Origin of the sequence: Mesorhizobium sp. M0047 (assembly GCF_040323315.1) — a bacterium.
Taxonomy (GTDB): domain Bacteria; phylum Pseudomonadota; class Alphaproteobacteria; order Rhizobiales; family Rhizobiaceae; genus Mesorhizobium.
The window spans coordinates 202,691-218,351 of the sequence record NZ_JAMYUW010000005.1; the positions used below are offsets into that span (position 1 = coordinate 202,691).

General features: G+C 59.8%; 14 protein-coding genes. 7 read left to right on the top strand and 7 right to left on the bottom strand.

All coding sequences use genetic code 11. The features are described from left to right. Window positions 1-41: 41 nt before the first annotated feature. From NKJ89_RS07010 to NKJ89_RS07020, 3 genes are all read right to left on the bottom strand, one after another. Complete coding sequence (locus NKJ89_RS07010; protein ID WP_352601163.1) at window positions 42-833, bottom strand: DUF4055 domain-containing protein; 792 nt, start codon at window positions 831-833, stop codon at window positions 42-44. Beyond that, window positions 730-1,173: a hypothetical protein gene (locus NKJ89_RS07015; RefSeq protein ID WP_352601169.1), complete on the bottom strand. Its 444-nt coding sequence runs from the start codon at window positions 1,171-1,173 to the stop codon at window positions 730-732. Before NKJ89_RS07015 ends, NKJ89_RS07010 begins: the two co-directional genes overlap by 104 nt. A gap of 406 nt (window positions 1,174-1,579) precedes the next feature. Further along, the gene (locus NKJ89_RS07020) at window positions 1,580-2,488 is read right to left on the bottom strand and encodes a LysR substrate-binding domain-containing protein (RefSeq protein ID WP_023758764.1); all 909 of its coding nucleotides are present in this window, start codon (window positions 2,486-2,488) and stop codon (window positions 1,580-1,582) included. 92 nt (window positions 2,489-2,580) lie between these two features. Between NKJ89_RS07020 and NKJ89_RS07025 the strand changes: the two genes are divergently transcribed. The 3 genes from NKJ89_RS07025 (at window position 2,581) to NKJ89_RS07035 (ending at window position 6,602) form a co-directional block, all read left to right on the top strand. Continuing rightward, the gene (locus NKJ89_RS07025; RefSeq protein ID WP_031260047.1) at window positions 2,581-4,131 is read left to right on the top strand and encodes a trimethylamine methyltransferase family protein; all 1,551 of its coding nucleotides are present in this window, start codon (window positions 2,581-2,583) and stop codon (window positions 4,129-4,131) included. Window positions 4,132-4,161: 30 nt separating this feature from the next. Beyond that, the gene (locus tag NKJ89_RS07030; RefSeq protein WP_031260045.1) at window positions 4,162-5,811 is read left to right on the top strand and encodes an ABC transporter substrate-binding protein; all 1,650 of its coding nucleotides are present in this window, start codon (window positions 4,162-4,164) and stop codon (window positions 5,809-5,811) included. Window positions 5,812-5,906: 95 nt separating this feature from the next. Next, window positions 5,907-6,602 carry a cobalamin B12-binding domain-containing protein gene (locus tag NKJ89_RS07035; protein WP_352485956.1) on the top strand — a complete coding sequence of 232 codons (696 nt, stop codon included), beginning with the start codon at window positions 5,907-5,909 and terminating at the stop codon, window positions 6,600-6,602. On the opposite strand, the gene NKJ89_RS07040 is transcribed toward NKJ89_RS07035, so the two are convergent. From NKJ89_RS07040 to NKJ89_RS07050, 3 genes are read right to left on the bottom strand one after another with little or no spacing between them, the layout of a single operon-like run. Further along, entirely contained in the window at window positions 6,597-8,582 is a 1,986-nt protein-coding gene (locus NKJ89_RS07040; protein WP_352601075.1) for an oxidoreductase, read from the bottom strand. The genes NKJ89_RS07035 and NKJ89_RS07040 overlap by 6 nt on opposite strands. Window positions 8,583-8,588: 6 nt before the next feature. Further along, entirely contained in the window at window positions 8,589-9,410 is an 822-nt protein-coding gene (locus NKJ89_RS07045) for a pyrroline-5-carboxylate reductase family protein (RefSeq protein ID WP_352601077.1), read from the bottom strand. A gap of 13 nt (window positions 9,411-9,423) precedes the next feature. Then, the gene (locus NKJ89_RS07050; protein WP_352601079.1) at window positions 9,424-10,053 is read right to left on the bottom strand and encodes a TetR/AcrR family transcriptional regulator; all 630 of its coding nucleotides are present in this window, start codon (window positions 10,051-10,053) and stop codon (window positions 9,424-9,426) included. Between the two features lie 148 nt (window positions 10,054-10,201). Here NKJ89_RS07050 and NKJ89_RS07055 point away from each other — a divergent pair, with 148 nt between their 5' ends. The 4 genes from NKJ89_RS07055 (at window position 10,202) to NKJ89_RS07070 (ending at window position 13,946) form a co-directional block, all read left to right on the top strand. Then, window positions 10,202-12,238 (top strand): oxidoreductase, encoded by a 2,037-nt coding sequence (locus NKJ89_RS07055; RefSeq protein WP_352601081.1) that lies wholly within the window; start codon window positions 10,202-10,204, stop codon window positions 12,236-12,238. 50 nt (window positions 12,239-12,288) lie between these two features. Beyond that, window positions 12,289-12,891 (top strand): dimethylsulfoniopropionate lyase, encoded by a 603-nt coding sequence (locus NKJ89_RS07060; protein ID WP_023758755.1) that lies wholly within the window; start codon window positions 12,289-12,291, stop codon window positions 12,889-12,891. 486 nt (window positions 12,892-13,377) lie between these two features. Next, window positions 13,378-13,791 carry an IS66-like element accessory protein TnpA gene (gene tnpA, locus NKJ89_RS07065; RefSeq protein ID WP_352601083.1) on the top strand — a complete coding sequence of 138 codons (414 nt, stop codon included), beginning with the start codon at window positions 13,378-13,380 and terminating at the stop codon, window positions 13,789-13,791. Then, window positions 13,788-13,946 carry a hypothetical protein gene (locus tag NKJ89_RS07070; protein ID WP_352601085.1) on the top strand — a complete coding sequence of 53 codons (159 nt, stop codon included), beginning with the start codon at window positions 13,788-13,790 and terminating at the stop codon, window positions 13,944-13,946. The genes tnpA and NKJ89_RS07070 overlap by 4 nt, the downstream gene beginning before the upstream one ends. A 622-nt stretch (window positions 13,947-14,568) precedes the next feature. On the opposite strand, the gene NKJ89_RS07075 is transcribed toward NKJ89_RS07070, so the two are convergent. Further along, a complete protein-coding gene (locus tag NKJ89_RS07075; protein WP_352601087.1) occupies window positions 14,569-15,609 on the bottom strand; it encodes an EscU/YscU/HrcU family type III secretion system export apparatus switch protein in 1,041 nt (346 codons plus the stop codon). Between the last annotated feature and the right edge of the window lie 52 nt (window positions 15,610-15,661).

The window sequence follows — 15,661 nt, forward strand, 5'->3', positions numbered from 1 at the left end:
ATCCACGGAGCGACCAAGGCTTTAGCTGCATGATGTGCCTCCTATGCCACGGCCGCTGAAGGGTCATCGACGTAGTCGTTGATGGCGTTCGGGTCGACGTTGTCCGTGGCGTCTTCCTCTGCGCCCATCCCGGTTGCTTCAGACGCGAGCGCATCGGCTTCCTTAACGGCATCGAACGAAGACGAAAGCTCGCCACGGCGCTGCAATTCGCTCCAGAACGTTTCGCGGGTGATCTCGCCAGCGACGCGGACCTTCAAGAGGCTGTCGACCGACTGGCTGTCTTTGCCCGTCTCGTGGTCATACTCCGTCGCGACATTGACCGAGGGCGCCCGAAACGTGTCGGCCGCACCGCGATAGCGCTCCGCGAACACGAAAGCCCTCTCCAGCGCATCCTTCAGGTTGAGCGCCATGTTCTTGATCGCCAAGTTCTCGCGGTTCTCCCCGGCCTTGACAGAGGTCGCCGTGATGACGCCGGAACCCTTTTGGTGCGGCTTCATCGACAGTTCGTCCATTTCGGCCACAAGCCGATCAAGGTCTTTCTGACCGGCCTCGATCGCCTTGCCCTCCGCCTCGACGAAATACCACTTGCCTTGGTCTTCCGTGATCAGCAGCGAGTTGGGGCCGAGTGTGGCGATCGGCTCTTGATCCCGGCCAGGTTTCTTCGCCGGCATCTTCACGCCGGAGCCTGCCAGCATCGGGAAGCGGGCATATTTCAGAATGTTGCGCTGATCAGAACCCGACTGCCAATGCTCGACGTTCTTCCATGCGAGATCGAGGAAGGGCGGCTTGACCGCGAACCCGGTCTTCGTGGTGCGGCGGCCAGTGAAGTAGATGGACGATCGAGACTTCGCCGAGAGTGTTCGGGCCGGATTGGATGATGCCCCACTTGCCTTCATTGCCCTTGTCGTCGGTCGCCAGTTCCCACAAATCCCATCCGTCGGAACGCCAATGGCGAACCCGCTTGACCGTGACCTCCGCAAAGCCGACGACGCGCTTGGTGTTCTCCCAAATGCGAGCGTCGATACATTGCGGCTTGCCCGACGCCGTGGTGATCGTGCAGGACAGCACTTCTTCAGCCCGGTAGTGAATGAAGTAGGGCCGAATGTTGCGGACTCGTAGCGATCTGCTGGCGGCGAGTTTGGCCGCAACGTCTCCGTTGCCAATCCGTCCCAAGAGCGCTCCAAACGGCCTCTTCAATGGGCTGATATGATCTGGGCGAAGGACGACTGAAGCCTCGACCGCCTAGGCCGCAACGGCGCGTCTCGACTTCCCTGCCGGCCCCCACCCCGTGCGGCAAGCCGAATGGGGACCCCGGGCGCCGCGATTCTTCGCGAGACAAGAAAGTCGTTCCTGCGCCGTCCTCCGCTTTGCTTTGGTCGCAAGCGATGCGTCGTCGGTCGCCTCCGGCCAACCGATCGCTATCGAGGCCGCATGGTGCGGGCTCGGGAACAGAAAACGGAGACTTACAATGGCTACCATCGGCACCTTCAAGAAGACCACCGCGAACGAATTCACCGGCGAAATCGTCAGATGCAGCAGCGCACCACTAGCACTCGATTTTGCATAACTTCGGGGCGACTTAAAACGAACTCTGCTTCGCTAGCCAATCTCTGACAACTGCCACATGCCCGGTAACTTCCTGAGACTTGGACCAGGCGACGTTGAATGATTTTCCGGTACGATGAACATGGTTGGTTACCCGAACCAGGCTCCCATTGCTTACCAGTCGGTCGGTTAGATGTGCCCAGCCGAGGGCAATGCCCTGACCTTCCAGGACCGACTGAATCACCGAGACATAGTCGTTGATGCGAAGGCCCTGGGGGGCGAGGGCGCCGTCAACCCCGGCCGCGGCCAGCCAGTCTGGCCAAGTTACCGCCGGCCGATGCGGCTCATCCAGGTGGATCAGTCGATGCTTGCATAAGTCCTCGATCGTTTGCGGCGTTCCGTGGCGATCGAGATACAAGGGGCTGCACAGAGGATATATTTCCTCTGGCGCCATCGGTAGCAGCCCGTAATCCGGCATGTCATCAGCGTCACCGCCCCTGATGCCGAGGGGTATGCCTTCAGCGGCAAGATCGAGATCGCGATCGCTGGTTTGGATGCGCAACTCTATTCCCGGCAACTCTTCCCGAAAACGCTGCAGTCTAGGAACGATCCATAACGTAGCGAACGCGGTCGATGCCGACAGCGTGACGTGGTTGCCACCGGCAGATGCCTTGAGGCGTTCCGCAGACTTCTGAATATGAGAAAGCCCAAGTGTCACGTCGGCAAAGAAGCGGGCCCCCGGTTCGGTGAGTTCGACTTTTCGATGCCGGCGGACAAAAAGCTTCGTACCGAACTGCTCCTCGAGGCGTATGATCGAGAGTGAAACCGCTGCCTGGGACATGCCAAGTTCCTTGCCGGCTGCTGTGAAATTGAGCAGACGGCCAGCTGCCTCAAAAGCGATTAGCCCATTCGCGGAGGGCAAGAGATGTCGCAAGCTACCCATAATCAGAGCTTATCGCATTGATTAGAATTTTCCAGCGTCACAGCCGAATTTCGTCTCGCTAAGATAACTGAATCTGGGAGGATGGAGTTTCCATGAACGCACCGGCCGCTGAAATAACCGAACCTGCCAACCGTCGAGCGGGTGGCCGCGTGGGGCGCAAGACGCTGCGCGGAATTCCCATGGCCTCTTTTCCGACCCTGGTCCGCAAGATCCCTGTGTATGAAATGGTCCCGGATGAGGCGGTGGAGTTGATCCATCAGGAGTCGCTCTCGATCCTCGAAGAGGTTGGTTGCGAATTCCGCGACGACGAGGCGATTGCCCTGTGGAAGGCCGCCGGAGCCGATGTTTCCGAGACGCGCGTCCGTATCGACCGTGCGCTGCTGATGGAACTGGTATCGAAAGTCCCGTCAGAGTTTACGCTCAATGCGAGGAATCCGCAGCGTACGGTGCGGGTAGGCGGCAACAACTCCATCTTCGTGCCGATGTACGGCGCGCCCTACGTGCGCGACCTCGACAACAACAGGCGTTACGGCTCGCTCGCCGACCTCAACAATTTCCACAAGCTCGCCTACATGGCGCCGGCACTGCACTCGTCGAGCTCGGTCATCTGCGAGCCGATGGAAATTGCGGTGCCGAAGCGTCACCTCCACATCATCCATTCGGCGCTGAAGCATTCCGACAAGCCTTTCATGGGCATCGTTACGTCGAAGGAACGCGCTGAAGACACGATGGCGATGGCGGGCATCGTGTTCGGCGAGGATTTCGTCCGCGACAATCCGGTGCTGGTGTCGATTACCAACTGCAATTCGCCGCTGGTCTGGGACGCCACCATGCTGGACGCGATGAAGGTCTATGCGCGGAGCAACCAGCCGGTGATCCTGGCGCCCTTCGCGCTGTGCGGCGCCTCGACCTCGGCCTCCGCCGTGGGGGCGGTCGCGCAAGTCAACGCGGAAGCGCTGGCGGGTGTCGCCTTCACCCAGCTGTTGCGACCAGGGTCGCCGCAGATCTACGGCCAGTTCATGGTCACCGTCGACATGAAGACCGGCGCCCCCATGGGCGGCACGCCGGAGGCCGCGCAGATGATGTATCTGATGGGTGCGCTGGCCAGGAAATACAAACTGCCGTGGCGCACCTCAGGCTTCCATGTCGGCTCGAAGCTGAACGACGCCCAGGCGGGCTACGAGGCGAACATGCTGATGCATGCCGCCATCCTCTCCGGCGCCAACTACATCTGGCATTCCGCCGGATGGCTCGAGGCCGGTCTGAGCTGCGGCTATTCAAAATTCGCGACCGACTGCGAACAGCTTGTCGGCTGGTACAAATACGCCGGCGGGCTTCCGTTCGACGATTTCAAGGAGGCGATGGCGGCAGTCCGCGAGGTGGGCCCGCAGGGCCATTTCCTCGGCACCAAACACACGCTCGAACATTTCGAGTCGGCCTTCTTCATACCCAGCATCATGGACTTCAATTCGTACGAACAATGGAAGGCTGAAGGGGCGAAGGACCACGACACGCGCGGTCGCGAGAAGGCGCGCAACATGCTCGCCGACTATGAGGAACCGAAGCTTGACGAGGGCATCGCCGACGGCCTGACGGATTTCATCGCGCGGCGCGAGGAGCGGCTGCCGGACAGCGTCAGTTAAAGACGTAACGGGAACAAAAGGGAGGAAAAAATGACACTCTTCAGAAGCAATGGCGACCGCGTCCCGGGCGCTATCGAGGCAATGGCGAAAGAGACGCGTGCAGGCCATATGGACCGGCGCGAATTCCTGGCGCTGGCCAGCGCCTTCGGCGCGTCGACGGCTTTCGCCTACAGCATGATCGGCCTTGCCGAGCCGACCAAAGCCCTGGCTGATGAACCGAAAAAGGGCGGAACGCTGCGTGTCGCGATGTCGGTCAAGGCGCAGAAGGATCCGCGCACCTATGACTGGACCGAGATGGCAAACGTCACCCGCAGCTGGCTGGAGCCGCTCGTCCGCTACACGCACGAGTTCACCTTCGAGCCGGTCCTGCTCGAAAGCTGGGACGTCAATGACGACGCCACCGAATACACACTGCATCTGCGCAAAGGCGTCACCTGGAACAATGGCGATGCCTTCAACGCCGATGACGTGGTCGCCAATCTGAACCGCTGGTGCGAGAAGGGTGCGTCCGGCAATTCCATGGCGGCACGCGTCGGCGCGCTGATCGACACAAAGACCGGCAAGGCCAAGGATGGCGCCATCACCAAGGTCGATGACCTCACGGTCAAGCTGAAGCTGACCGAACCCGACATCGCGATCATACCGGGCTTCACCGACTATCCGGCGCTGGTCGTGCATCGCGACTTCGACAAGGATGGCGCCGACCCGATCAAGAAGCCAATCGGCACCGGACCTTTCGAACTGGTGTCTTATGCGGTGGGTACGAAGGCGGTCGTCAAGCGTCGCGAGAACAGCAAGTGGTGGGGTGGCGAAACGCCGCTCGACGGGGTCGAGTTCATCGACTACGGCACCGACTTCAACGCCACGCTAAATGCCTTCGAGTCCGGCGAGATCGACCTCGATTTCGAAACGCCGGCCGACTTCATCGACGCCCTCGACAAGATGGATCTGGTAAAGTCCGAGGTCGCGACAGCGACCACGCTCGTTGCCCGCACCAACATCACCCACAAGCCCTATGACGACCAGCGGGTGCGCAATGCGCTGCAGATGGCCGTCGACAACAATGCCGTCATGCAGCTCGGCTACGCCGGGCTCGGCACGGTCGGCGAGAACCACCACGTCGCCCCGATCCATCCCGAATACTATCCGCTGCCCAAGAAGACACGCGATGCCGCCGCCGCCAAGAAGCTGATGGCGGATGCGGGGCAGGCCGACTTCGAGCACGAACTGATCACCGTCGAGGACGAATGGCAGAAGAACACCGGCGATGCGATCGCCGGCCAATTGCGCGATGCCGGCATCAAGGTCAAGCGTACGGTGCTGCCGGGCTCGACCTTCTGGAATGACTGGACGAAATATCCGTACTCGATGACCATCTGGTACATGCGGCCGCTGGGCGTCCAGGTGCTGGCACTCGGCTATCGCACCGGCGAAGCCTGGAACGAAACGGCCTACGCCAACCCGGATTTCGACGCCAAGCTCAAGCAGGCGCTCTCGCTGGCCGATCCTGCCAAGCGCAAGGAAGTGATGAAGGACGTCGAGCAGATCTTGCAGGATTCCGGCGTCATCATCCAGCCGTTCTGGCAGAAGCTCTACTGCCACATGAGCAAGAAGGTGAAGAACTACGGAATGCACCAGACCTACGAAATGGACTTCCAGAACGTCTGGCTGGACGCCTGATTTAACTCCCGCGACTTGCAAGCAAATGCTGCCGGCACCTATGACAAAGGTGCCGGCAGCCCGTAAATCACTGACAAGCAATTGGCGTAGGCAAAATGTCCGACGACGAGATCATCCTTTCCGAACTTTCCGACGACGAGTTGGTGCAGCAGATGCACGACGATCTCTATGACGGGTTGAAGGAAGAGATCGAGGAAGGCACCAACATCCTGCTCGAGCGCGGCTGGGCGCCCTACAAGGTGCTCACCGAGGCGCTGGTCGAAGGCATGCGCATTGTCGGCGAGGATTTTCGCGACGGCATCCTGTTCGTTCCCGAAGTGCTGCTGTCGGCCAATGCCATGAAGGCCGGCATGTTCATCCTGCGTCCGCTGCTCGCCGCCACTGGTGCGCCGAAGCAGGGCAAGATGGTGATCGGCACCGTCAAGGGCGACATCCACGACATTGGCAAGAACCTCGTCGGCATGATGATGGAGGGCGCCGGCTTCGACGTCATCGACCTCGGCATCAACAATGCGGTCGAGAAATATCTCGATGCGATCGAGAAGCATCAGCCAGACATCATCGGCATGTCGGCACTGCTGACCACGACCATGCCCTACATGAAGGTCGTCATCGACACGATGAAGGAAAAGGGCATCCGCGACGACTATGTCGTGCTGGTCGGTGGCGCCCCGCTGAACGAGGAATTCGGCAAGGCCGTCGGCGCCGATGCCTACTGCCGCGACGCGGCGGTCGCCGTCGAGACCGCCAAGGATTACATGAAGCGCAAGCACAACGTGCGCGCTTCATAGCCCCAAGGCAATTTTCCGTCCTTCGTGGAAGGCGTAGGGCGCCTGGCGCGGGGCGACGGCGTCGCCGACCTCCACGAAAGGCTGGGACGTATTTTCCAACTCTTTCGCCAGCCAATTCGCCGCCACATTGGTGGTTGCGAGAACAAGGCAATCGCCGGGCACAAAGCTCTCTTCACTGGTGTTGTGGTCAACGATGGTCGCGCCATCCCCGTGCCATTCCAGCACGCTGACATCCACCAACCAAGTGACGCCGAGCTGGCGCAATGTCCGCCGCAGCGGGAAATCGGCAGCCGTGCGCTGCAGTTCCTTGCCGATCAGCGGATCGGGCGTGAGAATGGTCACCTGATGACCATCCTCGGCAAGTTTCCAGGCTGTACCGCCACCGCGCCAACCGCCTCCCTCGTCCAGCAAAAGCACGCGCTTGCCTGGTCGCGCAACGCGAGCCATGACGGATTCGATCGAGAAGACGTTGCCTCTTTCGATGCCGGGCAGGCTCGGCATTGCCGGCAGCGCCTTCTGAAAGCCGGTTTCAGGAGACACGGACCCCGTGGCCAGGATGACGGCATCAGCCTGGAATGAGGGGATTTCCGACGCCTCGACATAGGTGTTCAGTCGCACGTCGACATTCAGTTTGCTGAGCTGGCGCTCATACCACCCAAGGAGGTCGAGGATTTGGCCGCGGCGCGGTTGCAGTCCGGCAAGCAGAAAGTTCCCGCCCAATCTGCTGGAAGCTTCGGCCAGCACGACGTCGTGACCCCGCTCGGCGGCAACCCGAGCCGCTTCGAGGCCGGCGGGGCCGCCGCCGACGACAAGTACCCGTTTCTTGATAACAGCGGAGGTGAACCGGTCACCGCCCCATTCAAACTCGCGCCCTGCAGAGGGATTGATAAGGCAGCTGATCCAGTAGTCGCGCGAACGACGGCCCCAGCACATTTGGTTGCAGGATATGCATCCCCGCACGTCCTCTGGCCGGTCTGCCGCAGCCTTGCGTGACAGATGCGGGTCGGCGATCTGGCCTCGGACGATCGAAACCAGATCGGCAGCTTTCTCGCCGAGCACGGTTTCGGCGTTTTCAGGCGTCCTGATATGGCTCTCGGCCACCACGAGGGCCGTCTTGACCACGCCCTTGAGGGTCGCCGCAAGATCGGCGCCAAGCTTCTCCGGGTAGAGAAAGGTCGGCATTATCTTGTAGAAATCGAGGTAGCTGCCGGTTCCGCAGGTCACGTAGTCGATCAGCTCCTGCTTATCATGCAGCCGAACGATCTCCGCCAGCTCCTGGCGACTGAGCGCGACAGTGTAGTCTGGCTCATCGCTGACCGAGAGCCCAACGATAAAATCTCGGCCGCAAGTTTCGCGGATGCGGGTCAGGATCTCGCGGGAGATCCGCGTGCGGTTTTCGAGCGAGCCTCCCCACTGGTCCTGGCGTTGGTTTGTCCAGGGTGTCCAGAACTGATCGACCAGTCCAAGATAGGAGGCCCAGACTTCGACGCCATCGAAGCCGGCCTCCCGGCAGCGGCGCGCGGCCTGGACAAAGCCGTCGATGGTCTCCCAAATCTCATTCTCGGACATAGCGTGGGAACCGTCGCTGTCATGGTAGCTTGGAAGGCCCGAGGGCGACCAATGTGCATGAAACGAGTTGTCCGAATCGCCATGCGCACCGACATGATAGAGCTGCTGGATGGCGATCGCCCCGTGGTCCTTGATCGCGCGCGTGACCTGCTGGAAATGAGGAATGACGCTATCATCGCCAGGTCGAAAATTGCCGCGTGTCAGTACGGCGGCCTGATGGACGGGCATGGGCTCGACAACAATCATGCCGGCCCCGCCGATAGCTCGTTCAGCATAGTAGGCAACGTGTCGTTCGGTCGGCACGCCATTTTCGGCCATGTTGGCCGTATGAGCCCCGAACACGATCCGGTTTCGCAGCGTGCGGCTGCCCAGCTTTACCGGCGAGAAGAGATGCGGAAAGAGTTTTGACATAGTATCTCACCAGCGGTCGGAGGGAGGCACGGCTCGTGCGGCTTGTCCCATAGCCACAGATTTCTGAAGCGCTGCAGCAAGGCCGCCTCGCACGGCTGCTTCAAATCCGGCTGCGCGCATGGCCTCGATCGCTGCCGCGGTAGTGCCGCGGTAGTTGACGAAAGTCTGGACGATATCTTTGGGGTTTTCTGCGCGAGCCGCGAGGAGTTTGCCGGTTCCAATCAGCACCGCGCTGACGCCCCGCCGGGCAATATCTGGGTTCATTCCTCGGCTGACCGCATCGTCGATCATCGCTGCCGCCAAAAGCGCCGGAAAGGCTGGGCCGGAGCCTGTAAGGCCCGTCATATAGTCGATATCTGCTTCGCTTTTGACCTCATCGGCAGCACCACAGGCCTCCAGAATACGGCGAACGACATTGCGGTCATCCGCGGTGACCTCCTGGGAGCCTATCCAGGGACTATAGGAATACCGCACCTCTGCCGCTGCATTCGGAAGCGTGCGGACGACACGATCGGTCTTGAGACGTTTAGCCAATTGGTCGAGAGGGATTCCGGCCATGACCGACATGACGAGCTTGCCATACGCAGAAATCTCGATAGCAGGCCAATCCTGGGGGCGGACCGATACGATGATGACATCAGATCGATCCGCCAGCTCCTGATTGTCCCTGGTCCATGTTGCGCTTGGCTGAAAGCCGGGTTGCCCGCTTCTATGAGAGAGAGTGAGTTGCTCGGGGGACACTATTTGCGCATCGATGATGGCCTCGGCGAAGGCGCGTCCAAGCCAGCCACCTCCGCCGATTATTCCGATGCTCAAGGGTTCGCCCATTGTCAAACCTGCCTCACCCCCCCGAATAGCCATGTCTGGCGAAGAACCGGTCTAGCTCGCGCTTCTGCGGGGCCTCACCTGTAAAGATCTCTACGTACCCGGGAATGCGGTTCATGCGGTTCGCGAGATCTTCCTTGGTCTGCATTGAGATGTAGCCAATCTGCACAAGGTAGATTGTGCGCGCTCGAACATCGGCTGAGCTTTCCTCGTAACCGAAGCGGACGAACATTTGGCTCATTGCATCGAGACGCGCCTGGTCGGCTTTATGCACCTCTGCCAGAATGTCAGGAGATTGAAGCGCCCAGCTTCTGACTGCGAACTCGAACTGTGAATCGAACAAGGACTTGTCGAGCCAGCAGTCGAAAACGTTTAGCATCGCTTCGGCGACCGTCTCGGCATAGGCCTCAGCCTGCTTTACGAGGTTGCCAGTGTTCTTGTCCCGCCAGCGGGTCACGAGGGAAGCCAACAGTTCTTCTCTATCCTTGAAGAACCAATAGAAGCTGGTGCGCGACAAGCCCAACTTCTTGGCCAATGGCGAAATTCTCACAGAGTCGACGCCGGATTCCAGAAGCAAGTCGTAGGCGGCTTCAAGCCACCCCTCCGGTGATCCGCGCCATCCGCTGTCGTTCGAAATTTGCTCCATGAGCGACGAACCTAACAAACTGTCAAAGTGAAAACCAGAAAAATGTACATCGATGTCTATTTAGTCGACGCCTCGGCTTCGAAACTTGACATATATGTACATTTTCGAATAGCGTTCGCATATACCGTCCCATCCCGGAGTCCGCCAGATGTCGAACGATCCCCTTCTGCAGCCGTACAAACTCAAGCATTTGACCCTGCGCAATCGCATCATCGTGACGTCCCACGAGCCGGCTTATCCGGAAGACGGGATGCCGAAGCAGCGCTATCTTGCCTACACGGTGGAAAGGGCTAAGGGCGGTGTGGCGATGACGATGACAGCCGGGTCCGCGGCGGTTTCGAAGGACAGCCCCCCGGTCTTCAATAACCTGCTCGCCTACAAGGACGAGATCGTGCCGTGGATCAGGCAGATGACCGATGCGGTGCACGAAGAGGGTGCCGCCATCATGATCCAGCTAACCCATCTTGGACGGCGTACACGCTGGGACAAAGGCGATTGGCTTCCGGTTGTGGCGCCGTCCCATCATCGAGAAGCCTCACACCGCTCATTTCCCAAGAAAATTGAAGACTGGGATATCGAACGCATCATCAAGGACTTCGCGGACGCAGCGGAGCGAATGAAAGCAGGCGGGATGGATGGCGTCGAGCTCGAGGCCTACGGCCACTTGCTCGACCAGTTCACGTCTCCTCTCACGAACGAACTTGACGGTCCTTATGGCGGTGCGCTTGATAACCGCATGCGCTTCTGCATGGATGTCTTGAAGGCGATCCGGTCACGGGTCGGCGAGGACTTCATCCTGGGCGTGCGATATACTGCGGATGAATGTCTTTCCGGCGGCAATGGCGTGTCGGAGGGCATTGAAATCTCCAAGCGCCTCAAGGAAAGCGGACTTATCGACTACCTCAACGTGATCCGCGGCCACATCGACACCGATGCGGGCCTGACCGACGTCATTCCGATTCAGGGAATGGCGAATGCGCCGCATCTTGATTTTGCCGGCGAGATTCGTGCCGCGACCAACTTCCCAACCTTCCATGCAGCGAAAATACCGGATGTGGCGACTGCGCGCCACGCGATTGCATCGGGCAAAGTTGACATGATCGGCATGACGCGCGCCCACATGACTGACCCACACATCGTGCGGAAGATCATCGAAAAGCGCGAAGACGAAATCAGGCCCTGCGTGGGTGCCAACTATTGCCTTGACCGCATCTATCAGGGCGGAGCGGCATACTGCATTCACAACGCCGCGACCGGCCGCGAACTGACCATGCCGCACATCGTCCCCAAGGCAGAAACCCGCAGGAAGATTGTCGTGGTCGGCGCAGGTCCGGCTGGCCTCGAGGCCGCCCGCGTGGCGGGTGAGCGCGGACACGAGGTCGTGGTCTTCGAGGCCGCCAGCGACCCTGGCGGGCAGATCCGCCTGACAGCGCTGAGCCCGCGCCGCAAGGAGATGATGAGCATCATCGACTGGCGCATGGCCCAGTGCGAAAAGCATGGAGTGACCATCAAGTTCAATAGCTGGGCGGAAGCAGAAACCATCGAGGCGGAAAATCCCGACGTCGTCATCATAGCGACGGGCGGGGTGGCGCATACCGACGTCCTTTCCAAGGGTAACGAGTTCGTGGTGTCGTCATGGGACATCATTTCCGGAGACGTGAAGCCGGGAAGCAACGTCCTTATCTTCGACGACGCCGGTGACCACGCGGCACTCCAGGCCGCGGAATTCCTCGCTGGCGCGGGAGCCAAGGTTGAGATCATGACACCGGACCGGTCCTTCTCCCCCGAGGTCATGGCGATGAACCTTGTGCCCTACATGAGATCTCTTCAAAAACTCGATGTGACCTTCACCGTTACCTATCGACTCGAGTCTGTTGAAAAGAATGGCAATCGGCTCATTGCAAACGTCGGCAGCGACTACGGCGGTATTTCCAGGCAGCGCGTCGTGGACCAGGTTGTCGTCAACCACGGCACCATTCCGCTCGATGACATCTATTTCGACCTCAAACCGAAATCGACCAATCACGGCGAGGTTTCGCATGATGAGCTCATTGCCGGACAAGCGCAGTCGGTGGTGCGGAATCCGCAAGGCCTATTCCAGCTCTTCCGCATCGGAGATGCCGTTTCAGCTCGCAACACCCACGCTGCGATCTACGACGCACTTCGCTTGGCGAAAGATATCTGATTGCCGGGCGGCGGACGACAACGTTCGCTCTTCATAACAAGGGTTCGGTCATGGTCAGAAGTGACGCGCTGCAATATTTTGTAGACACCGCATTCGTGGCATTCGACCGGTTCTCCCACGACCTGCGGTCGCGCCGATCGATCATCCAGCTCTTCGCCCAAGCGGAGGTTCCCGGGCCTGAAAGGACCACGGCTGGGAGCCGTTTGCCAGTCTGTTCCTATCTCGGCCCGGCGTTGGCAGAAGAGACGGTTCCGTCCACACTTCGCAATCTGGTCGAACGCTTCAAGGCGATCGAGCCGTTGCTCGAATGGCGGCTGAAATCGAACCCCGACCCGTCTGCAAGCAGCAATTTCCGCGACGGTCATGCCAACGCGATGATACTTGGCCCAGGCGGCATTGAGGACAGAAACGATCTGTGGCTCGGCGTCACGTTGATGGCGCCTCGCGTCCGCTATCCCGACCACGATCATCCGCCGGAAGAGACCTACCTCGTGCTTTCGCATGGCGAGTTCAAGCAAGCCGACAAGGATTGGTTTTCGCCGGGCACCGCAGGTTCATTCTACAATCCGCCGGGCATCAAACACGCCATGAGATCGCTGGATGCGCCGCTGTTCGCTTTCTGGGCGCTGTTGGTGGATCAAACTCATCACTGAGCTTGGCCGAAACCCGGCCGCGGCTCGAGGAAGCAGCCAATCAAGGTTGCCCTGTCGGTGAAGCGCGTTTCATCAATAGCTTCGCCTATCGACTTGGGTTGACCGCGGACCGTCAAGGCGCCGCCGCGCCTGAAGAGGCACCTTGATCAAAGATCGCGGAATGGTTGCTATACGTCGACTTTCACATGGCCGACCGGGTTCGAACAGCAAGCAAGGATATAACCGTCGGCAATCTCTTCGTCGCTGTGTCAATTACCACCGAATCGGACCCTGGTTTGTCGCGCAAAAGGAATTTTGTACGCCGATCCACACATTGCGCAGCCTGACTGCTCCTTTGCCTGCATACCGGTTGGATGACGCGCGAGACGGCGACGCACTTCAAGCTGTCGGCGGAGCCGCAATTTTCCCGTAACCGCCCGATTGTCACCGCCTGCCTGACATCGTCGTGATGGCGTCGTTTGCGGCGTGTCTTGTGCGAGGTTTGCGATGCGTGTCGAGATTCTTGGTGCTGAACGGCGGCGTCGCTGGGGTGATAAGAAGAAGCTCGACATCGTCATGTCGGTTGGAATTGAGGGGGCGACCGTGACTGAGGTTGCCGAGCGGCATGATGTGACGCGGCAGCAGATTTACATCTGGCGGCGAGAGCTGAGGAGGAAGGGGCTCTTGTTGCCGTCGGCGGGTCCCATGTTCCTTCCCGTGGACATGCCCGTGGCGCAGAGCGAACCCCGTATGGGCAACGGCACTGACAGATTGTCAGCGTCGCTGGTTGAGTTGCAACTATGCTGTGGGCGGAACCTGCGCTTTGACAGAGAGATCGATCTTGCCACTCTGACCCGGCGAACAATCGCGGCCGGATCGAGAGCGAGCTTGCCAAGCGGCGCGGTGAATTGGAGCGGATGATCGACCTCGGATCAAAAGGCGTGATCTCGGCCGATCGCGTGGTCGAGCGCAAGGCTCCGCTCGACGCCGAGATTGCTTGGCTTGAGGCCGAGCTTGTCGTCGCGCCGCCGATCAGTGCCGTGGAACTTCATCCGGGCGGGCGCCTTCGCCTTTGAAGGAGAGGTTCTGGCGCGGGCGTTCCAGACGACCTTCGAGCGCCGTGAAACGCCGCTTCCCACCGAGACGCCATTGGCGCTGACGACGGGCTTCGCCGAGGCAAAGCAAGTCCAGTGGGCGGTGTTTCTGAGACGGACCGAGGTCGCCCTCGCACAAGAACCACTTCGAAAATCCAGGCGCGCATCGCCGAGCTTGTCATGCCGCCCACGATCGCAACGACGGAGGCTGCGCCTTTCAATGCGCGTTGGGCGGCAGGCGGTCCCTGGGTCGACAGATAAACATTTGCGCAACATCAATGCAGCCAGTGCCGAGACCTGCCGAGACCCCGATGGCATTGGTTTTCTAAGCGCGATATGGTTTGATGACGCTGGTTTTAGGGGCAGATTCGGGCGCGTCGCCAGAGGACGAGAAGGGCATAAATCGTCCGACTGGTCCCGATAGTTGGCGAAACCTCATAAAAATTTTCATGGCGATTTTCTTTTTAATACTGTAACTTTTTGACGGGCCCAGCGTCGGAATCTTCTCACCGTCAGAATAAATTTGTCAGCAATTTCAGTTGGTGCATGCTGTTTAAACAATTGAGTGGGAATGCTTGCCGGGCACTTCTGCGGCGATCCTGCCTCAGGTGAGCCCGTGCCGGACGAGATGGCGAACGACCGGCGAAAACATCTGCTGGCCGATATAAGATCCGGTGTTCGCCTGCTCGAAGAGTGTTTCGGCGGCTGCCGCATCCTCAACTATGGGGATACCTGCCTGGCGCGCTTGAGCCATTATCTCGTGGGCGGCGCGGCCCTGACCCTTGCCGACGACCGTCGGCACAGGCGTTTCGCCCTTAACGTAGCGCAACGCCACGGCGCGGTCGGCGGACGCGAAAACGATGACGGCATTTTTCACGCCCAGCTTCGCAGGTTGCATCACCGTTTCGCGCCGCTGTCGCTGCTGTTCATGGCGGATCAATGGATCTCCTTCGAGATCCTTGTGCTCGCGCTTGTATTCAGTTGTCGTCATGCGCATGTCGCGAAGGAACAGCCAGCGCTGAATGGGAACATCGATCAAGCCGATAACGACAAAGGCCAGGGCAGCGGCAACTCCAAGGGGCGTCAGCACCGCCTTGATAATCGGCTCCAGACATGACTGACCGCAGCCTGGCGCATCGAAGAGCGGCTGCAGCCATTCGGCCAAGACGAATACGAACAGGCTTGCCAGCAACACCACCTTGATCAGGCCCTTGATGAACTCGACGACGTTGCGGAGCGACAGGACTTTCTGAAGGCCCTTCGCCGGGTTTATGTGATCGAACTGCGGCTTGAGCTGCTCAAACGAGAAGACCGGCCCGAATGTCCCCAGCATGCCGAAGGCCATGGTGAAAACGACAACGATCCCGACCAGCGGCAATGTCGCAAGCATCAGCAACGAAAACGAATGGCGGATGGCCCGCAAACTGACCTCCCCGAACGAGCCGCCGGGCACCGTCACGGTCTGCACGAGTTCCGAAAGGCGGCTGAAGAGCATCGGCCAGGAAAAATAAAGATCCGCGAGCGCTGCGAAAAGCGTGAAGCCGGAGACCAGGTCGCGGCTTTGCGAAACCTGGCCTTTGCGGCGGGCGTCACGAAGCTTCTTGTCGGACGCTGGTAATTTCTTTTCCTCAGCTTCTTCGGCCATGTTGCAATCTTATCGCACTGTCGTGGTTCCAGTGGGCCGCGCTGGCCTGTGT